Annotated in this window: 19 protein-coding genes and 1 pseudogene; 11 read left to right on the forward strand and 9 right to left on the reverse strand. The window is 70.2% G+C overall.

Annotation, left to right across the window (positions count from 1 at the left end; genetic code table 11):
- Window positions 1-163: 163 nt before the first annotated feature.
- Both M8J74_RS38160 and M8J74_RS38165 read right to left on the reverse strand, forming a co-directional pair.
- Complete coding sequence (locus tag M8J74_RS38160) at window positions 164-1,321, reverse strand: Fic family protein (RefSeq protein ID WP_249840824.1); 1,158 nt, start codon at window positions 1,319-1,321, stop codon at window positions 164-166.
- Between the two features lie 292 nt (window positions 1,322-1,613).
- Window positions 1,614-1,826: a hypothetical protein gene (locus tag M8J74_RS38165; RefSeq protein ID WP_249840825.1), complete on the reverse strand. Its 213-nt coding sequence runs from the start codon at window positions 1,824-1,826 to the stop codon at window positions 1,614-1,616.
- 350 nt (window positions 1,827-2,176) lie between these two features.
- Here M8J74_RS38165 and M8J74_RS38170 point away from each other — a divergent pair, with 350 nt between their 5' ends.
- From M8J74_RS38170 to M8J74_RS38185, 4 genes and pseudogenes are all read left to right on the forward strand, one after another.
- On the forward strand, window positions 2,177-2,902 hold the full coding sequence (locus tag M8J74_RS38170) for a hypothetical protein (RefSeq protein WP_249840826.1): 726 nt from the start codon (window positions 2,177-2,179) through the stop codon (window positions 2,900-2,902).
- A gap of 121 nt (window positions 2,903-3,023) precedes the next feature.
- Entirely contained in the window at window positions 3,024-3,848 is an 825-nt protein-coding gene (locus M8J74_RS38175) for a Sco1979 family transcriptional regulator (RefSeq protein WP_249840850.1), read from the forward strand.
- A gap of 349 nt (window positions 3,849-4,197) precedes the next feature.
- Window positions 4,198-4,328, forward strand: a pseudogene (locus M8J74_RS44890) (ArsR family transcriptional regulator); the annotation flags it as partial.
- A 75-nt stretch (window positions 4,329-4,403) separates the two neighbouring features.
- On the forward strand, window positions 4,404-4,913 hold the full coding sequence (locus tag M8J74_RS38185) for a hypothetical protein (protein WP_249840827.1): 510 nt from the start codon (window positions 4,404-4,406) through the stop codon (window positions 4,911-4,913).
- 96 nt (window positions 4,914-5,009) lie between these two features.
- Here M8J74_RS38185 and M8J74_RS38190 read toward each other — a convergent pair whose 3' ends face one another.
- The 5 genes from M8J74_RS38190 to M8J74_RS38210 all read right to left on the reverse strand — a co-directional run bounded on the left by M8J74_RS38190 (window position 5,010) and on the right by M8J74_RS38210 (window position 8,581).
- A complete protein-coding gene (locus M8J74_RS38190) occupies window positions 5,010-5,366 on the reverse strand; it encodes a hypothetical protein (RefSeq protein WP_249840828.1) in 357 nt (118 codons plus the stop codon).
- A gap of 13 nt (window positions 5,367-5,379) precedes the next feature.
- Entirely contained in the window at window positions 5,380-6,264 is an 885-nt protein-coding gene (locus M8J74_RS38195; protein WP_249840829.1) for a cyanobactin maturation protease PatG family protein, read from the reverse strand.
- 186 nt (window positions 6,265-6,450) lie between these two features.
- Entirely contained in the window at window positions 6,451-6,651 is a 201-nt protein-coding gene (locus M8J74_RS38200; RefSeq protein WP_249840830.1) for a hypothetical protein, read from the reverse strand.
- On the reverse strand, window positions 6,644-7,510 hold the full coding sequence (locus M8J74_RS38205) for a S8 family serine peptidase (protein ID WP_249840831.1): 867 nt from the start codon (window positions 7,508-7,510) through the stop codon (window positions 6,644-6,646). The genes M8J74_RS38200 and M8J74_RS38205 overlap by 8 nt, the downstream gene beginning before the upstream one ends.
- Window positions 7,511-7,897: 387 nt before the next feature.
- On the reverse strand, window positions 7,898-8,581 hold the full coding sequence (locus tag M8J74_RS38210; RefSeq protein ID WP_249840832.1) for an alpha/beta fold hydrolase: 684 nt from the start codon (window positions 8,579-8,581) through the stop codon (window positions 7,898-7,900).
- A 415-nt stretch (window positions 8,582-8,996) separates the two neighbouring features.
- Between M8J74_RS38210 and M8J74_RS38215 the strand changes: the two genes are divergently transcribed.
- From M8J74_RS38215 to M8J74_RS38225, 3 genes are all read left to right on the forward strand, one after another.
- On the forward strand, window positions 8,997-10,862 hold the full coding sequence (locus M8J74_RS38215; RefSeq protein WP_249840833.1) for an alpha/beta fold hydrolase: 1,866 nt from the start codon (window positions 8,997-8,999) through the stop codon (window positions 10,860-10,862).
- The gene (locus M8J74_RS38220) at window positions 10,859-12,496 is read left to right on the forward strand and encodes a serine hydrolase domain-containing protein (protein WP_249840834.1); all 1,638 of its coding nucleotides are present in this window, start codon (window positions 10,859-10,861) and stop codon (window positions 12,494-12,496) included. The genes M8J74_RS38215 and M8J74_RS38220 overlap by 4 nt, the downstream gene beginning before the upstream one ends.
- 169 nt (window positions 12,497-12,665) lie before the next feature.
- Window positions 12,666-13,337 (forward strand): alpha/beta fold hydrolase, encoded by a 672-nt coding sequence (locus M8J74_RS38225; protein WP_249840835.1) that lies wholly within the window; start codon window positions 12,666-12,668, stop codon window positions 13,335-13,337.
- 53 nt (window positions 13,338-13,390) lie between these two features.
- On the opposite strand, the gene M8J74_RS38230 is transcribed toward M8J74_RS38225, so the two are convergent.
- Window positions 13,391-14,545, reverse strand: a complete 1,155-nt coding sequence (locus tag M8J74_RS38230; RefSeq protein WP_249840836.1) for a PP2C family protein-serine/threonine phosphatase — start codon at window positions 14,543-14,545, stop codon at window positions 13,391-13,393.
- Window positions 14,542-14,781 (reverse strand): hypothetical protein, encoded by a 240-nt coding sequence (locus M8J74_RS38235; RefSeq protein WP_058920515.1) that lies wholly within the window; start codon window positions 14,779-14,781, stop codon window positions 14,542-14,544. The genes M8J74_RS38230 and M8J74_RS38235 overlap by 4 nt, the downstream gene beginning before the upstream one ends.
- A 311-nt stretch (window positions 14,782-15,092) precedes the next feature.
- On the opposite strand from M8J74_RS38235, the gene M8J74_RS38240 reads away from it, so the two are divergent.
- From M8J74_RS38240 to M8J74_RS38255, 4 genes are all read left to right on the forward strand, one after another.
- Window positions 15,093-16,634, forward strand: a complete 1,542-nt coding sequence (locus tag M8J74_RS38240; protein ID WP_249840837.1) for a lipase family protein — start codon at window positions 15,093-15,095, stop codon at window positions 16,632-16,634.
- A complete protein-coding gene (locus M8J74_RS38245; RefSeq protein ID WP_249840838.1) occupies window positions 16,628-16,858 on the forward strand; it encodes an alpha/beta hydrolase family protein in 231 nt (76 codons plus the stop codon). The genes M8J74_RS38240 and M8J74_RS38245 overlap by 7 nt, the downstream gene beginning before the upstream one ends.
- 178 nt (window positions 16,859-17,036) lie before the next feature.
- Window positions 17,037-17,471: an ATP-grasp domain-containing protein gene (locus M8J74_RS38250; protein ID WP_249840839.1), complete on the forward strand. Its 435-nt coding sequence runs from the start codon at window positions 17,037-17,039 to the stop codon at window positions 17,469-17,471.
- A 445-nt stretch (window positions 17,472-17,916) separates the two neighbouring features.
- Window positions 17,917-18,327, forward strand: a complete 411-nt coding sequence (locus M8J74_RS38255) for a hypothetical protein (protein ID WP_249840840.1) — start codon at window positions 17,917-17,919, stop codon at window positions 18,325-18,327.
- Window positions 18,328-18,361: the final 34 nt, after the last annotated feature.

Here is an 18,361-nt window from a genome sequence, read left to right on the forward strand (position 1 = left end):
CCGTGTGCCGTCATGGTACGGCGCACGCCTTCGTCTCCCTTGACGCGAGCAAGGCGTCTCACACCTGCGGCGCGGCAAGCTCGGCGCACGCGCAGTAGATGACTTCAGACATCCCCGAAGGCGTGATCGCCGAGTCGGTTTTAGGTTGCTGGCAGGTGGAGGATCAGCGCTGGTGCCATGCGTCCTGGTAGGGGTTGGTGATGGTGTGGCGGCGGTGGGCGGTGGCCAGGACGTCGGAGGGGAAGGCGGGGCCGGCGGTGTAGTGGCGGGCTTTGGTGTTGCCGACGGGGGTGAGCAGGCCGGTGCGGGTGAGGGTTTGGATGTCGCGGACGGCTTGCTGGTTGCTGAGGGCTTCTGCCTTTTCGTAGCGGGAGCGGCGTACCCGGCCGGTCATGGCGACTTCGTGCAGGGCGGTGAGTTGCCGTTCGGCGAGGTGGAGGCGTTCGGCGTGCTCGGCGAGTGCGAGCCAGACGTCGGTGGAGCGCTTGACGCGGTGCTGCACGCGCTGGGACTGCTCGTGGTAGGCGCGCAGGCTGAAGCGGACCCAGGGCAGGGTGTCGCGTTCGGGGGAGTAGACGGGTCCTCCCACGTCGCGCAGTACCTGGTAGTACTCCCAGGTGTGGCCGGGCATGCCCAGCCATTCCTCGATGGAGGAGAACTCCGGTGCCAGCACCCCCTGGCGGGCGATGAGGAGGGTCTGCAGGCTGCGGGACATGCGCCCGTTGCCGTCGGTCCACGGATGGATCTTGACGAGGTTGAGGTGGGCCATGGCGGCGCGGACGAGGGGATCGGCCGTGAGGTCGCCGTGGTTGAGCCAGTCGACGAGTTCGCCCATCAAAGCGGGGACGTCGTCCTCGTGGGGGCCTTCGTATTCGGTGGCGTGCGGGTCGCCGGCCGCCGTGATGAAGATCGGCTTTCTGCGCCACCGGCCGGCCGGTCGATGGGGGTGGTGATGTCCCTGGAGCATCCAGTGCAGGGCGTTGAGCAGGCCTTTGGAGTAGGTGAAGTCCTCCACGTCCCACAGGGACTGGATGTAGGTGATCGTCTGCTGGTAGGCGAGGGTCTCGGCCTTGTCCTCCTCGCTGGCGTCGACGCTCTCGCGTTCACCGTCGAGGAGGTCGGCGACGTCGACCGGATCGACGCGGTAGCCCTCGATGGTGTTGGACGCTGCGATGGCCGATGCCGTCAGTGACCGCCTGAGGTCGGCCGTCCACTTCATGGGACTCTGCTGGACGACGTGCTGCAGGTCGCGGCGCATAGAGGCGATCTCTTCGAGTACTTGCGCATCGAATGCGGTGAGGGACGGCGTCGCATACAGCATGACTGAATGATACCCAGTGCCTATCATTCGTCAAATGTCTGTGTGTCGGCGAGACCGTCCCGGCGCAAGGAATGCCGCCTGCCTGCGGGCGGGCCGGCGCGCTCCGCTGCGAAACCCGGACGGCTCGATGGCCGGCGAGCGATGTCAGTCCGGCAGACCGCCGTCCGTATCGCCACAGTCAGGTCAGAGACCGAGGTCGCCCGCCGCCACTGCGCAGCTTCACCGACGGCGGCGGACGGGAGACGCTCCCCACGGCAGACACCATGTTCCCGACGGCAGGAGCCGGCCGACGTCATCTGATGAGGTGACGGAGGACGGGGACGCTTCCGCCGGTGCTGAGCAGACCTGCCAGGGCCGCGCCCGCCAGAGAGGCGCCGTTGAGGTGGGACAGGCTTGCGACGGCCAGGCCGATGACGACCGCGGCCAGGAGTACGACAGCGGTGTGCAGGGTGATGAACGGCCCCGGCTCGGCCGGGTCCGGACGGGTGCTGCGGCCTGAACTCATCAGCTTCTCCCAGGGTGTTGGTGCGGCAGATCTCCGCAGGGTTCTCTGCTTCGGATGCCGGCTCGTACGTGCCCGCCGGCCCGCTGCCCCACGGGGCTCTTTCGCGTCCACGGTCCGGAGAAGAATTTCGAGAATGTCCGTGGGGTACGGCGTCCAGCGCCACGTAGAAGGGAGCGGCGCAGGGACCCCGGACCGTGAGGGCCGGCACAGACAACCGAAGGGGAGAGGGAATGGAGGGCGACGTCGCGGGCAGTCAGTCCGCGGCCGCGCACGCCCGGAACCTACAACCTTCGGGCCGGTCGCAGAGGAGCGATCTGGATGCGCCGGTGTCCCAGGACGATCTGCGTCGGATGAGCGTGCGGCACGGACGGCACAGCCGGCGGCTGCAGCAGAACGTCGACAGGAGACTGAAGGACGAACAGCTCCTTCTTCTCCTCGCGCAGGACGACTTCCAAGGGTCGCGGTACGACCTCTTCGTGGAGGAGCTGGTCCGCTACGGCATCTCGGTCCTGCGCGGATGGATGCATTCCGGCTTCATATTCCAGCTCGTCGCCCACCGCGGCTTCGGTCTCAACCCGCATGAGCTCGACCTGGAGGAACTGGCCACCCACAGCGAGGTGCGCGAGGAACTGGCCAGCATGACCGTCGCCCGCGCCTTACCCCGCTTCCGGCAAAAGGCCCTCGTCGAAGGCGGCTGGAGCTTCGAGGGCGGCGCCAGCATCACGACGTACTTCATGGGCGCCTGCCTGTACAGCTTCCCCAACGAGTTCCGCAGACACCGCGCAGACGCCGAACGGCAACGCCGGTCCCTGAAACGGCAACAAGCGGTGTACGAGAACCCGGTCAGCCCGCGCGGCACTGCCGAGGAGGTCCTGGGCAGGCTGTGGGTCCGTGAGGAGCTGAACAACATCGCCGACCCCAGGACGCGGACCGTCGTGGCCCTGACACTGGACGACTACACGCAGGAAGAGATCCAGCAGTTGCTCGACGAGAAGTCGGTCCGCGTCATCGAGGGACTGCTCTACAGGTGGCGGAAGAAGTCGCAACGGCACCAAGGCGGTGGACAGCATGGTTGACCACGGTCACGATTTCGACGCCCTGTTGGAGGGCTCCTCCCTCGGCAGTCCGGGCGCCCAGCGGCTGCGTGCGCGCACCACCCGCGATCAGGCTCGTGTCACCGGCTCGGTGGCGCAGCGCATGCTGCTCGGCTCGCACATGAGGCGGCTCCGGGAGGCCCGGGGGATCACGCGCGACGCCGCGGGCTATGTGATCCGCGCGTCCGAGTCGAGGATCAGCCGGATGGAACTGGGCCGCGTGAGCTTCAAAGCACGCGACGTGGAAGACCTGCTGACGCTGTACGGCATCACGGACGAGGCCGAGCGCGCCGCACTCGTGGGTCTGGCCCGCGAGGCGAACCTGGCCGGCTGGTGGCACCGCTACTCGGATGTGCTGCCGAACTGGTTCGCCACCTACGTCGGCCTGGAAGGCGCCGCGTCCTTCATCGGGGCCTACGAGGTGCAGTTCGTGCACGGGCTGCTGCAGACCGAGGCCTACATCCACGGCGTCATCAGCCGCGGCATGAAGGGCGCCGACGCCGCCGACATCGACCGGCGTGTGGCACTGCGCCTGGAACGCCAGAAGATCCTCTTCCGGGAGAACGCCCCCGACCTCCACGTCGTCCTGGACGAGGCTGCCCTGCTGCGCCCCTACGGCGGCCGTGGCGTCATGCGCGGTCAGCTTCAGCACCTGATCGAGTTGTCCGAACGGCCCAACGTGCGGCTGCAGGTCGTGCCGTTCAGCTTCGGCGGCCACTGCGCGGAGAGCGGGGCTTTCACCGTCTTCGGATTCCCCGAGGACGAGCTCTCGGACGTCGTCTATCTCGAACAGCTCACCAGCGCGCTCTTCCTGGACAGACGCGAGGAGGTCCACCAGTACGTGCGAGTGCTGGAGGAACTCCAGCAGCAGAGCCTGGGGCCCGAGGAGAGCCGGGACCTGTTGCGCGGACGTCTGCGTCTTTCCTAGTGGCGCGTCGCGGCGCCGGGCTCGGCGGGCTGACAGGTGGGGGCCGTCGACGGCTGCTGATCTCGCGGCCGGGCACGAGTGCGCGTGGATCCACCCGGCGACCCGCACGCGGGCAGCGCGATGCGGGCGCCGGCCGACGGCTGGAACACGGCCGTCGACGGCCCGCGCCCGGACGTATGGTCGCCAGCCTCTGGCAGATGGCGCGGTGAGCGGGCGAAGAAGGACAACCGCCCGGCAAGAGCTCCAGTGGTTGCCCGTGTCGCTGCCGACCCGACCGGCTCCTCCCTCGCTCCGGCCGGCGACGGCTCGTCGTTGACATTATGCAGGTAATTACCTGCATAATCGAGGTGTGAGCCTCGAAGCGACGGACTCGGTCTTCAAAGCGCCGGCCGATACACCAGGCGACTCCTGCTTGACCGTCTGCGCGAGCACAACGGCCAGACCCTGAACGAGCTGTGCGCACGCTGGGAGATGTCTCGCGCGCGTGCCTGAGACGGCACTCGCCCCAGCCCTTCCCGTATCCGCTCCACACGCGACGGCAGAAAGAAGAACACGATGGACACCGCCCCGCTTCGGGACGCCTACCGCGCGCTGCTGGACGCTGCCGCCACAGTGGCCGACTCCGGCGACACGAGTCCCGTCCCGCCGGCCGGTGAGTGGAACGCGGACCAGATCCTGGGGCATGTCGCCCTCATCAATGCCGCCACCATCGCCGCCGTCTCCTCCGTCGCTTCCGGGGCGACAGCGACGTATGACAACCGCATAGCGCTCGACACCTGGACCATCGAACGTGTCATCACGCTCGCCGGCGGCAGCGCGGGGCTTCGAGACCGCATCCGTCTCCAAGGGGACGCCCTGTGCGCACTCGGCGGGCCGATGCTGAGCGAGGCCGAACTCGACACGTCGGTGCCCACCCTGCTGCTGTCCAACGACACACTCCTGGTTGATCAGCCCATGCCGCTCAGGGACCTCATCACCGGCCTCGCAGAAGTGGAGTTGCCCGGCCACACGAAACAGCTCCTGGCCCTCTTGCCGGACGCCGCCGGGGCCGAAGCCACAACGTGATCTTCAGGCGGGTGGCGACGGGCGGTCCGCAAGCTCAGCCACCGCGGCGCAGAAGGCCATCGTCACCGAAGTGGCTGCGGCGCGTCACAGCTGCCGTCACAGGCAGCCGGCGTCGTGCTTGGTTGCCCAGCAGCCGTTCTCGCATACGGCGAACGCCTGGGCGCCGTTGATGGGCTCCGAGGCATGGCAGGCGTCCAGGGCCATCCCGACGCTGTCGGTGGCTTGCAGGAGTGCTCGGTTGCCGGAGGCTTCCTCCTTCACGGCCGGCGAGCAGTAGCCGTGTCCGCCCTGGCAGGAGCACAGCCCGCTGCAGTACTTCCCGCAGCAGACGGCGTCCTGTTGAGGGAGCACGCTGTTGCGGCCGGCACCGGCGGTGGGGCTGCTGCCCCGGGTGCGGTAGGGGCGTGGGCTGCGGTAGATGGAGTGGTCGGCGGTGAAGCCTGGGAGAGTCATCGTGCTCATCCCCTCATCGGGTGCTGAAGCGGTCGTAGTAGGTGGACAGCGGGCTGACCAGGAAGGGGAGTTCGTCGGTCACGTCCACGGAGACGGCGGCCTTCTCGGTGAAGCCCGTGCTGCGGTGGGTGTAGGTGAAGATGCAGTCCACGACGGTCCGGGCGCCGCCCAGTGAGGACCGCTGCACATTCACGCCACTGAGGGAGAAGTCCTCGTCGAACGCCCGCGCTGTCCGCTTGTAGATCTCCGGATAGCGCATGGCGAGGTAGTTGAGCGCTCGGTGGTCCTCGGTCGCCCCGGCGTTGTCGGCGACTTGCAGGATCAGGTCCAGCACCTTCGCGGTGACCGCCTGGAACTGCTCGTCCGGGACGCTGTCCGGCTTGGGGATCGATCTGCGGAACAACTCCCGGTCGAAGGAGTAGATCTGGTCGACCGCCACCAGGGGCACAGTGAGGCCGTTGCACGTGTCCGCAGAAGCCACAGGTCCCCTTCGGCCGATCACCACGTCGAGGTCCATCAGCGAGGGGTCCGGCCGGACCGCGTCCACCAGCAGTTGCAGTTCCATGGGGTCCTGGGGGAGGAGGATGTAGGTCTCGATCTCGCGGACCAGCAGCACCCAGCACATCAGCCGGGCCAGATAGCGGTGTTCCGACAGTACTGACTGCAGAAGCTGCGCATCCGTCAGACCGGCACTGTCGGAACGCCCTGAGACCTGGGCGAACTCCTTCTCGACCGACAGGCGGGGAAAGCGGGCCTCGATCCGGCCGATCGCGTACACATACGGGGAAGAGGCAAGGTCCTCGTCGGGCTGGGCGTATGCGTCGGCTCGTTGCGCGGCCGCGGAGGCGGCGCACGACGAGCAGGCGCCCACCGTGGCGGGTCCGGCCGCCGATCCCATGGGCTCTGACGGCGAAGGCAGCTCGGCCGGCTCCGCTCGGGACGGCGCCTGTGGTGCGGGTGGCGGAGCCTGGGTGGGTGCCGCTTGGCTGGTTGCCGCTTGGCCGGTTGCCGATTCGGGGACCGGTTGAGCGTGTGTGTCGTGTGCCATCCGGCTTTCCTCCTCCGTGCCCGCGCGGCACTGGGATCAGTTGCGGTTCCGGGGTGAGAGGACGACCCAGCGGTCGAGGGCGGCAGCACGCCGCCGGCAGCCGCCGCACGGCCGGATTCCGGCTCGTGCCGTCACGTACTTGACGGCTTGGCCCAGCCCGATGTCCTCGTCGCGAACGAATCCGGGCATCCGGACCTTGAAGGGCTTGCGGCCACGGTGCTCTTCCGCGTCAGACACGGCGCCTCCTACGACTCATCCACTGCAGGGCCGCCGCCGCGTTCAGCAGCGGTGGCACGAGTGCCCTGCGCCTGTTCGGGGCGGTCACGGCGAGTCTGACCTCGGGGGCCGCAGCGTCCGGGAACAAGGACCACAGCAGCGCGATCGCTCCCGTGACGAAGGGGGCCGCCACGCTCGTCCCGCTCTGGGTCAGCAGCCCGCCATCCGAACCGAGGCTGGTCACCCGGTCGCCGGGACCGCCCAGCCCGCGGTGACCGATCGAGCGTCCGAGGTTGGACCGCCCCATGGCCCGCCCCGCCTGGTCGTAGGCGGTGACGGGAATGACCCACGGGTGGCCGGTCAGGGCCGTGCTCCTGATGGCCCGGTCGTTCCCGGCGGCGACCACGACGATCGCCCCTCGCCGTGCGGCGAGGTCGAGTGCGTCGAGCAGCCGTCGTTCGTGGTCGGGACGGGGGTGGTACAGGGCGGCGCTGATGTTGATGACCCGGGCCCCGGCTGCCAGGCAGGCCACGATGCCGTCGGCGAGATGGTCGGGTGTGGCTGCCCCCGTCCGGCCGTGCGCCGCGTGATCGGCGAAGACCGCGTGGACGCACAGAGTGCACTGCGGGCAGATCGCCGGCGCTGAGATGCCCCGCCGTGCTGCCAGGATCCCGGCGATGAACGTGCCGTGCACGCACGCGGGGTGCCCGGGATACACGCAACTGGCCGTATGGCCGCCCCGTGTGACCGTGATCCGGGCGTCTTGCAGCCCTGGGTGCGCGGAGACGACCGGACCGTCGATCATGCCGACGACGATGTCGGGATGTCCCGCCGTCCGGCGCGTTAATTCGGTGAGCCCGACCAGAGGGAGCGCTTCCATAGCCAGCGATCATCCCCTCGATGGAGAATGCACCCCTTAGCATGAAATGCTCGCATTCTCACCACTTGATCACAAATGGTGTAAAGCTGCTCATGTGCGTAACTGCCCGGGAGGGCGGCAGCGGCCCCGAACCCCGGCAGGCCCCGCATGGCTGCACGGCAGTCCCTGGCACCCCCATCACCACCGTCGCCCGCTCCAAGGGCGCCTACGTATCTGTGCCGGCGCACCTCCACAGCCCGCCGCCCCGGCATACTCGCCGCCCCACGCAAGGAACGCGCCCGCAGGAACGCGCCCGCAGGAACGCGCCCGCACCTGTAGCGAAAAGGGCATCCGCCGGGGCGGCAGCCCACGACCGGCGGCGGCCTGACCACCCGTCTGGCCACGGCATCACGCGCGTGCGGCCTCCGCCAGGAGACGGGCGAGTTCGCGGGGGCGGGTGGTCATGGGCCAGTGGCCCGAGTCGAGGTCCACGTACTCGAGGTGGGTGGCGCGGGCGAGTTCGGGGCTGTCGCCGGCGGCGATCCACTCCTTGGCCTGGGCGGGGGTGAACTCGGGGCAGACGACCACGACGGGGACGTCGAAGCGGCGCTCGTCGCTCAGGCGTACGACTGCCTTGGCGACCCCCTCGGGGACAGGGAGGGCGGCGGACGCAAAGCGGTCCCGGGTCTCCTGGTCCAGGTCGGCGCAGTCCGCTCCCTCGAAGGGGCCCCAGCCGGGGAAGGGCATGACGCCGTCCTGGATCGCGAAGTAATCGGCGTAGGCCTGCCCGTCGGCGGCGGGGAAGCCGCCGATCAGGGCGACCATGGCCACCTTCTCCGGTCGCGCGTCGGCGGCCAGCCAGGCCAGGCTCGACGCGGCGGAGTGCCCGACCACCAGAGGTTTCCCGGGCGCCGCGTCAATGGCGGCCACCACGGCTGCCAACTGGTCCTCCAGCGTCGCGGAGGCGCTGCCGTCGCCCTGGCCGGGGAGGGTGAGCGGCACGGGACGGTGGCCGAGCGCGGCGAGTTCGAGCACGACGTCGTCCCACGCGGATCCGTCGAGCCACAGGCCGGCGATGAGCAGGATGTCCACGGTTGTTCTCCCGGAAGAGGAGGCGGATCGGGCTGCCCGGCACGCTATCGGCAGGCTCTGACAACGGCCCCGACCCAGCAGACCTTCCCGGTCACAGCACCAGCCGCGCTCCTTCGCGCGCAGCGCTCTTCCGCGCAGCGGGGGTCGATTCACCACCACCTCGGTGGCCCCGAGCGTGCGGGGCGGGGGATGTCCGCGAAGCGGCAGGGGAGCCTTTCCCGCCGCGGCCGTCCACGGGCAGAAAACGGCCGCCCACCCGCCGCGTATGGCGGCGGCCGCGTGACTGACCCCATTGGGCCTGCTGCGGTGCGGGGCACGAAGCCCCTTTGCAGGATGGCCTCTGACGCCCCCGCCCCTGTGTGACGAGTCCGGCGGTGCCGGCGCACAGCCACCGGCATGGCCTGGGAAGGACGACATGCCCATACGTAATCGCGGCACCGCTGCCGCAGCCGCCATGTTCCTGGCCGGTCTGACGGTGCTCAGCGCGGCCCCGGCCCACGGCGCGCCCGGCTCGGCCGCCATCCGTCAGAAACCGGCAGCGGGGGAGGGCACCTCCCCGCGGTCGAGCCGGCCGCAGTCCGGCCTGTCGCCGGGCCGGCCGGCCGGTGGGTCCGGGCCGGCGGACGCGAGCGCCGGGATTGCCGGGATGCACACCGTCACTGCCGGCAACACGTTGTGGGACATAGCCCGGCAGACCCTCGGCAACGCCCTGCGCTGGGACAGCGTCTACGACCTCAACCGGCAGACCATCGAGCACGAGGCCCTGAAGCACGGATACCCCTCCAGCGACCGCGGCCACTGGATCTTCCCGGGCACCCTGCTCACCCTGCCCCCACTCCAGGCGGCGCGGACGCAGCCGTCACATTTCGTGCCCGCTGCCTGCCCGACCACGTACGGAGAGCTCAAGGACACCCGCTGCGGCTTCCTCGTCGTCCCGGAGAACCGGGCCCACCCGTCCTCGCGCACCCTCCGCCTGGCCGTCGCACGCGTCCGCTCCGCGTCCCCGACGCCGCACGCCGATCCGATCGTGTTCTTCACCGGCGGGCCCGGCGCGGACGCCCTGGCCGACATCGCGGGACTGACCGAGGCGGGGCTGAACCGCGACCGTGATCTGATCGTCCTGTCCCAGCGCGGCACGTACTCCTCCGAGCGGCCGCTGACGTGTCCGGAGATCGACCGGTTCTACGGCGAACGCGTCCACCTCCTCTACGACGCCCCCTCCACCGGCAACCTCTACGCCCAGGCCGCGGCCCGCTGCCATGACCGCCTCGCGGCCCAGGGCATCGACCTGGCCGCCTACAACACCAGCGAGAACGCCGCCGACGCGGCCGACCTGCGCACGGCCCTGGGAATCGGGCAGTGGAACGTCCTGTCGCATTCCTACGGCACCCAACTGGCGCTGACCTACATGCGCATGTTCCCCCAAGGCGTCCGCTCCGTGACGGTCGACGGCGTCGTACCGCCGTCCGTGGCGACGCCCGGGTGGACGTGGAGCAGCATGCGGGAGTCGTTCGACAACATCGTGAGCGCCTGCGCGGCGCAGCCCTCCTGCCGGCAGCACTACCCGGACATCGGCGCCACCTATCTGCGCATGGTGCGTCAGCTGGAGGCGCATCCGGTCACCACGCAGGTGACGGTGCCGCAGGTCGGCCGGGTGAAGGTGGTCCTGGACGGCGGAGCACTGCTGAACTGGATGGTGCGTGCCAGTCACGCCCCCGAGACCTTCGCGGTGGGCGTGGACGAGCTGGCCCACGGCCGGCCCGAGCGCATCGCCCAGCAGTGGGCGTCCGCCTGGCTTCCCGGCTCGCAGGGGATGTTCGCGCACGGGTTCTCGCTGAGCGTGTGGTGCAGCGAGTGGGTTCCCTTCGAGACGCCCCAGGAGCAGCTCGCCAAGGGCCGGCAGGCCTTTCCCGAGCTCCCCCGCTCGGTCCTGGCCCAGGCGCCCCAGCTGCCGTTCCTGCGCCAGGCATGTCAGGCCTGGAACGTGCCGAAGGCGCCCGACTCCGTGCGCGAGGCCACGTCGAGCAGCATTCCCACCCTCGCCATCTCCGGGAGTTTCGACGCCCAGACCGGGGCGCAGTGGGGGCGCTACGTGGCCCGCACCCTCTCCCGCTCCACCGTGGTGACGCTGGCCGGTGTCGCCCACGGCACCTACGACAACCCCTGCGGGGCGAAGGTCATCACCTCCTTCTTCGACGACCCCGAGCACCCCGACACCCGCTGCGTGAACACCGTGAAACCGGCGCCGTTCGCCACCGGCAGCGAGGGAGCCGGCAAGTGACGGAAGATCTGCTGTCAGCCGGCTCCGGCGCCCAGCGCACTGCCGCCCCGCCTGACCGTCCAGGGCACCCACGGTGGTCCCGCCGCGGCTTTCTGAGCACCGCGGCCGCCGTCGGCTGCGCGACCGCCTCGCTGGCCACCGCGCCACCGGCGGCCGCGTCCCCGCGATCCGCTCCCCAGGGCGGCGGCACCGGCGACACCGCAAACCCCCTGTTCAGCGCCCTCGACGCCAAGATCGAGGAGGCCATGCGGGCGTATGCGATCCCCGGTGCGGCAGTCGGTGTGCTCCTCAACGGCCAGGAATACATCAAGGGTTACGGCGTCACCAACGTCGACCATCCGGTTCCGGTCGACGGCGACACCGTCTTCCGGGTCGGCTCCACCACCAAGACCTTCACCGGCACGACGCTGATGCGGCTGGCCGAGCAGGGCAAGGTCGAACTGGACGCCCCGGTGCGCCGCTACCTCCCCGACTTCGCGGTGGCCGACCCCTTCGCCTCGGCACAGGTCACCGTCCGCCAGCTGCTCAACCACAGCGCCGGCTGGCTGGGCGACGACTACCAGGACTTCGGCCAGGGCGACGACGCACTGACCCGCTTCGTGGCCTCCATGGCACGCCTGCCCCAACTCACCGAGCCCGGCACGGTGTTCGCCTACAACAACGCGGCACTGTGCGTGGCCGGCCGGATCATCGAGGCGGTGACGGGCAAGACCTACGAGGCGGCCGTGCGCGCCCTGGTCATCGATCCCCTCGGCCTCGGCCACACCCGCTTCTCCAGCGACGAGATCGTCGGCTTCAACGTCGCCGCCTCCCACAACGTCGTCGACGGCAAAGCCGTACTGGAGCCGTCCTTCTGGCCCCAGCCCCGCAGCCTCGCCCCCACCGGCGGCCTGATCTCCAGCGTGCGCGACCAGCTGAACTGGGCCCGCTTCCACCTCGGAGACGGCACGGCCCCCGACGGCACCCGCCTGCTGAGCCGGCCATCACTGGAAGAAATGCGCTCCAGGCCCGGCCCCGGCGGCACGCTGGTCGTGGAACTCGACGGCATGGGCGTCACCTGGATGCTGCGCCCGACTGCCCAGGGGCGGCGCATCGTGCAGCACGGCGGGACCTGGCCGGGCCAGATCTCGGGCTTCCTGATGGTGCCCAGCCGCGGCTTCGCCCTGACCCTGCTGACCAACTCCGAAGGCGGCACGCGGCTGAGGGACGAGCTGTTCACCGACGACTGGGCCCTGAGCCGGTACGCCGGTGTGACCAACCTGCCGGCCACAGCCGAAACCTTGAACAGCCAGGAACTCAAACCCTACGAGGGCCGCTACATGGCCCAGCGGATCAATGAGGAAGGCGCCGTCGAGGACGTCGTCATGGAACTGACCCGTCGCAACGGACGGCTGCACGCCACCCAGACCGCCCACGGCCCGGCCGTCCAGGACGACGCCGCCTCCGAAGAAGAGGACTCGGCCCAGGACCAGAGCACCGAGCTGCAAGCCGCCTTCTACAAGCAGGACTTCACCCTCGACCTCGACGCCGAGGGCCAACCGGTCGGCACCCGCTCCGACTTCGTGCGCGGACCCGACAAAACAGTGCTCTGGTGGCGCAACCACGGACGGCTGTACCGCCACCAGACCCCGTGACCGGGCACAAGCCCAGCACAACGGTGCGCCCAGGGCACGCACGCCCTGGGCGCCGAAGGCGACGGCCGCCTGGAGCGCGGCTCGAGAGGTGCAGGGACGAGCAGGACTCGCGCGGAACTCCCCCTACCCGTGAAGGAATCAGCGTCCGGTGGGCATCGTTCCCCCCTGCATGACGACCTTTGTTCTCGTTCCCGGCGGATGGCGCGGCGGCTGGTACTTCTCCGGCCTCGCCGACCGGCTGCGCACCGCCGGACACCGGGCGCTGACCATCACCCCCACCGGTGTCGGCGACCGCGCCCACCTGAACGCTGCCGACGTCAATCTCGACACCCACATCGACGACGTGCTCGCCGTACTCGCTGCCGAGGAGGTCCGCGACGCCGTTGTCGTCGGGCACAGCTACGGCGGCATGGTGATCACCGGTGCCGCCGACCGCGCCCCGTCCGGCGTGGTGCGCCGCCTGGTCTACTGCGACGCCTACGTACCCGAGGACGGCCAGTCCTGTTGGGACCTGACCACCGATGCCTACCGCGGCCTGTTCCTGGACGGCGCGGCGGCGGACGGCTACACGGTCCAGCCGCGGCCCGGCAGTGACCCGCGGGTGACCGCCCATCCACTGGCTTCCTTCCTCCAGCGGATCCGGCTGGACGGGGCCGGCCTGCGTGAGGTCACGACCCGGGACTACGTGTATCTGTCCGGGTGGGACGGCACGCCTTTCACCGCCGTACGCGACCGGCTGTCCCACGACCCGGCCTGGTGCGTCCACACCCTGCACAGTGGCCACGACGTCTGCAGGGATGCCCCGCAGGAGTTCTTGGAGATCCTTCTGCTGGGCGAATAGCCGTGACGCGGTGCGCGGACGTCCTCATCTGCCGTCCAGCCGGATTGGATGAATCACTCGCTGTGGCGATGCAGGCGTTGGACGGCGACGAAGGCCGCGTCGTCTCCGAGGTGACCTCCTGCGAAGGACTTCAGGTCGGCCTTCAGGTGATCGATGAGGGCCTGCGGAGCGTGATCGCTTCGAGTGTCCAGCCGTTCGGTCAGGGGATAGAAGTTCCGTTGGGGGTTCCGGGTCTCGATGACGCCGTCGGTGTAGAGCAGGAGAGCGTCCCCACCGCCGAAGGGAAACGTATGAACGGTCACTCGCGGCGGTGCCGCGTCTGACAGCCCCAGCGGAAGACCTGCCTCGACACCGTCCAACGGCAGTACTCGCCCGTCCCTCAGAAGCAGCGGAGGTGGGTGTCCGCAGCTGACGATGTGGACCACCGATTCGTCATCGGGTATCTCCAGTACGAGCGCGGTCACGAACGCCTCCCACCACGTGCCGGAGCCTGGACCGCTGGGGGCCGCGCCGGCCACGTCAGTGGTGCCGGTGTCCTGGGCTGAACCGACTGCCGCGTCCAGGTGGGCGATCAGCTCCGGCAGTTCACGGGTGCGGCCGGCTGTGACCCGGAAGGCACCCAGGACCAGCGACGCCTCGCTGACGGCGTCCAGACCCTTGCCTTTGGCGTCTCCGATCAACAGCCGCGTCCCGTTCGCGGTGCGGGCGGCGGCGTACAGATCGCCCCCGATGTGTGCCTCTTCCTGGGCTGCCAGATACAGCGAGGCGATGACGAGCGGTCCGGCGCGCTCAGGCAGCGGGCGCAGGACCACGTTCTGAGCGGTGTGCGCGATGGAGCGCAGCCGCGCCACTCTTTGCTCCTCGCGCTCTCGCAAGGAAGCGAAGAGCGTTGCCAGGGCGGAGATGAGTGTCAAGGCGATGATCTGGTACGTGTGGTTGAGGTCGGTCAGGCTGGTCCGGACGATCGCGACCGTGGCCTGGGCGAGCACGGCGACCGCGCCGACGAAGCCGGTCAGGCGTGGCCCGGCGAAGGACGCCGTCACCGCGGGCGCCGCCACGAGGAAGGGCCCGAGGTGAACCTCGGGCGGTGTCAGAATGTCCACCACGGTGACGGAGACGATCAGAGCGAAGACGGCTCCGAGCAGACACGCATGACGAACCGTGCGGGCCGCAGGATGTGCGGCTTTTTGTGGGCCACCGGACGTCACACCGCTGTCCGCCCCGCGTCCTCGGCACGTTGCTCATAGTTGGCGAGGGCCAGGCCGAGAGCGAAGAAGGTCGGAGCCCACTCGCCGACGAAGATGCCCCAGCGGTCGGCGCGCTCCACATTCTCCGTTCGGCTGGATGCCAGCCACGACACGAGGGACAGCCCGATGGATGCGGCGGCCGCTGTGTAGGCGTGCTCGCTGGTGACGCCTGCGTCGTGCAGTCTCCTGACGATCATGTCAGCTCCCATTGCTCTCAGATTTGAATGTTTCCGGTTGAAGCGGGCAAAGCGCCCGAAGCGCTCTTCGGTGTGAGGCGGATGTCCGGATGCGCTCGCTGTCATGTCGTCGTCGATGGCGCCGAGCGGCGCGGCCGGGCAACGGCGGGTGCCGTCACCGCGGACCGCAGCACCCGCCTGAGCCGGGCGGCGGGTGTGCTGACTGGGGGCGTTGTGCCATCCTTGGCCCACCTCTTTCCGTTACGTCACGATCTGTGAGGTATAGCGGTGTTTTGGTCGGTTAAGGCTGTCGTGGGTGAGGGGAGCCATTCGTGGGTGAGGCCGGTGGGCTGGAGCGGTGGCTGGGGCTGAGGCTCGAGCGGGTTCCGGGGTGGGTTGCGGGCGTCCTCGGAGTGGTGTGCGTGGCCGTGGGGCTGGTGCTGCTGGTGCGGCCGTTTCGGTCCCTGTCGGTCCTCTTGGTGGTGATGGCTTTCGCCGCTGCGGTGATGGGAGTCGGTGCCGTCGCGCAGTCGGGTCACGCACCGCGCCGGTGGGTGCAAGTCGCCGTCGGGGTGGTGTGGTTGCTGCTGTCGGCCGCTCTTGTGGCCGTGCCTGCGATCAGCCTGGGGCTGCTGTCCGTGGTGGCCGGCATCGGACTCGTGGTGGAGGGCGTGCTGTCGGTCATCGCGGCCGTGCGCGACCAGAGCGATGCCCGGGTGGCCGGGGTGCTCCAGGGGGCGGCCGGAATCGTGTTCGGCGTGCTGGCTGTGATGTGGGCCGACGTCACGCTCCTGGTCGTGGCGGTGATCTTCGGGGCGCGGACGGTCCTGTTCGGCTGCAGCACCGTCCTCGCGGCCGTGCACCGCGCCCGCGGTGTGGACCGCCGGCCCGCTCGCAGGCGGCCGCGGTGGATGCGGACGGTGGGTGCCGGCCTGTCGCTGCTGCTGGCCGCGGTTCTGGCCCTGGTCAGCGCGGTCGTACACCGGGGCGAGCCGTCGGTGACCGCCTTCTACACACCCCCGTCGACCGTCCCGGACCGACCGGGACAGCTCCTGCGCAGTGAGGCTTTCGACCGGGACGTGCCGGCTGGGGCAGCGGGATACCGGATCCTCTACACCACCACACGTGCCGACGGCCGGCCGGCAGTGGCCTCCGGGATCGTGCTGACTCCGCGCGGCAGCGGGGGGCCGTCTCCCGTGGTGGCCTGGGCGCACGGCACCACGGGGGTCGACACCACGTGCGCACCCTCGCTGCTCAAACACCCCTTCAAGGCCGGAGCCCTGCCCGCCCTGGGGCGTGTCGTCAAGGCAGGGTGGGCCTTGGTGGCCACCGACTACGTGGGACTCGGCACCAGGCAACCGCACCCGTACCTGATCGGCCAGGGAGAAGCACGCTCGGTCCTGGACGCGGTACGCGCCGCCCGCCAACTGCACACCGTGAAGCTGTCGGACAAGACGGCGGTGTGGGGGCACTCCCAGGGCGGACACGCGGCCCTGTGGACGGGGCAGGTCGCCGCTTCCTACGCGCCCGACGTGCCGTTGGCCGGGGTGGCCGCGCTGGCCCCGGCCAGCGACCTGCGTGCTTTGGTGTCGAACCTGGACACCGTGCCGGGTGGGGCGATCTTCGCTTCGTATGTGTTCACCGGCTACCGCGACCACTACCCGGATGTGACCGAGGGGGAGTACCTGCGGCCCGCCGCGCGCGGGCTGGTACGTGAGTGGGCGGGGCGGTGTCTGGCGGAGCCGGAAGTGTTCGCGTCGATCACCACCTCCCTCATGCTCGACAAACCGATCTTCTCCCGCACCTCACCGGAGCCCTCGAGCGCCGTCTCACGGACAACACCCCGCGCGGCCGGATCCCGGCACCCGTGCTGATCGCGCAAGGCGGGAGCGATCCGCTCGTCCTGCCCGCCGTCCAGCGCGCCTACGCACGCACGGCCTGCGCGGCCGGGAACCGGATCGACTACCGCACCTACCCGGGCCTGGACCACAACGGCATCGTCGGAGACGGCTCACCGCTGCTGCCGCAGCTGCTCGCCTGGACGGCCGACCGATTCCAGGGGCGTCCGGCTGCCGGCACCTGCCCCATCCGATCCTGACGGCTGTGCGTGGGAACGTCGAGGTGACTGTGCACTCGACAGATCCCCCGAGCCCGGGCCGGAAGGCGAGGGGGAGCCGGACTTCTTCTGCGCCGGTGCGGACAGGAGCCGGGCGGGACGCGAACGGGAACGCAAGGCTCCAGGGTGCCGGAGTAGTTCTCTCCAGGAGGAGTCTCCGATGAAGCATCCCCATCCGCCGGACCGGATCGACGTCGCCGCAGGGCTGCGCCGCATTCTGCAGGACCTGTCGGCCGTCGAACGGTGGGCCGAGGGCGACGGGGCCGTGCCGCCCGTGCCGTACGCGGACGAGGAGCCGTGGGAGGGCCCCGAGTTCAGCGTCGAGACGGTGAGCGACAGCGGCATGCACACGGTCGTGGACATCGTCCCGCGACGCTGTCCCGGCTCGCTGCAAACCGGCCGGGAGCGGCCGAGCGAGGACGAGGTGGCGGCACTGCGCTCGACCGTGCGGGCGCTGCTGGACCTGGCGGACGTCGGTTCCGGGCGCGCCTGGACCACCGTCGTGCTGACCAAACGCGGTCCGCGCGTGGTCAGTTGCCGACTGGGGGCCGGCGAGACGGTGTATGCCCGGGAGCCGGTGCTGGGTCGGGACTGAAGGCCCGAACCCAGCGGGGACGGGGGAGTGGTGCCGGCGCCGGGGCAAGCCCCCGGGGAGGCGGGACATCGGACCTCGGGCAACGCTCTGCGGACCCGCCCGCCGCGCCCGGCACCATCCCCCGCAGAGCCGCATACCGAGCGGCGCTCCCGGCGGGGCCGGTACCCATAGGGCCGTCCGCGCCCCGCCACGGGACCGGGATACCCGGCACCGCTGCGCCGCCTCGCCCCGACGGCACCGTCCCTCCCCTGCGCCGGGGGCAGGCCAAGCATGCCCTCGCGGGCCGTCATACCCCCTCCCACCTGCCGATACCGCCTGCCTTCCCGGCCCCGCCCGGGAGGCGGTATCGCCGGGGGAACGGTCCGGGAACAGGGGTCGGGAGAGTGCGTGGTGTCGGGAAGAGGAACCGGGAAAAACCGGGGATACCACGTAAAGGGGATACGTCATGGGGCGCAAGTCGGCTGGTCTCGTCGGAATCGTCGCTGCTGTCCTCGCCCTGGGCCTGGGAGCCACGATCGAGACCGGCCACGTGCAGGGCCACTCGGCCGGTGCGCGGGTCGTCGCCGACGACCGCGGCCCCACCGTGATCGCCGCGCACGCCTCCTTCGCCTCCGCTGCCACGCCGGCCGATGACCGCGGCCCCACCGTGATCGCCGCGCACGCCTCCTTCGCCTCCGCTGCCACGCCGGCCGATGACCGCGGCCCCACCGTGATCGCCGCGCACGCCTCCTTCGCCTCCGCTGCCACGCCGGCCGATGACCGCGGTCCGACCGTGATCGCCGCGCACGCCTCCTCCCTCTCCGCCGCCGTCGCCACGCCGGCCGACGACCGCGGCCCGACCAGCTTCGCCCTCTGAGGCACCCCGGACACGACTGCGCCCCGTGGCCCGC

This window comes from Streptomyces panaciradicis (genome assembly GCF_023516615.1).
In the GTDB taxonomy this organism is placed as follows: domain Bacteria; phylum Actinomycetota; class Actinomycetes; order Streptomycetales; family Streptomycetaceae; genus Streptomyces; species Streptomyces panaciradicis.

Excerpts from the sequence above, each read along its gene's own strand:
- M8J74_RS38190 (WP_249840828.1), bottom strand. The coding sequence starts at position 5,366 with ATGACTCTCCCAGGCTTCACCGCCGACCACTCCATCTACCGCAGCCCA.
- M8J74_RS38205 (WP_249840831.1), bottom strand. The coding sequence starts at position 7,510 with ATGGAAGCGCTCCCTCTGGTCGGGCTCACCGAATTAACGCGCCGGACG.
- M8J74_RS38235 (WP_058920515.1), bottom strand. The coding sequence starts at position 14,781 with ATGATCGTCAGGAGACTGCACGACGCAGGCGTCACCAGCGAGCACGCC.
- M8J74_RS38165 (WP_249840825.1), bottom strand. The coding sequence starts at position 1,826 with ATGAGTTCAGGCCGCAGCACCCGTCCGGACCCGGCCGAGCCGGGGCCG.
- M8J74_RS38255 (WP_249840840.1), top strand. The coding sequence starts at position 17,917 with ATGGGGCGCAAGTCGGCTGGTCTCGTCGGAATCGTCGCTGCTGTCCTC.
- M8J74_RS38175 (WP_249840850.1), top strand. The coding sequence starts at position 3,024 with ATGCTGCTCGGCTCGCACATGAGGCGGCTCCGGGAGGCCCGGGGGATC.
- M8J74_RS38225 (WP_249840835.1), top strand. The coding sequence starts at position 12,666 with ATGACGACCTTTGTTCTCGTTCCCGGCGGATGGCGCGGCGGCTGGTAC.
- M8J74_RS38185 (WP_249840827.1), top strand. The coding sequence starts at position 4,404 with ATGGACACCGCCCCGCTTCGGGACGCCTACCGCGCGCTGCTGGACGCT.
- M8J74_RS38160 (WP_249840824.1), bottom strand. The coding sequence starts at position 1,321 with ATGCTGTATGCGACGCCGTCCCTCACCGCATTCGATGCGCAAGTACTC.
- M8J74_RS38195 (WP_249840829.1), bottom strand. The coding sequence starts at position 6,264 with ATGGGATCGGCGGCCGGACCCGCCACGGTGGGCGCCTGCTCGTCGTGC.
- M8J74_RS38215 (WP_249840833.1), top strand. The coding sequence starts at position 8,997 with ATGCCCATACGTAATCGCGGCACCGCTGCCGCAGCCGCCATGTTCCTG.
- M8J74_RS38250 (WP_249840839.1), top strand. The coding sequence starts at position 17,037 with ATGAAGCATCCCCATCCGCCGGACCGGATCGACGTCGCCGCAGGGCTG.
- M8J74_RS38170 (WP_249840826.1), top strand. The coding sequence starts at position 2,177 with ATGAGCGTGCGGCACGGACGGCACAGCCGGCGGCTGCAGCAGAACGTC.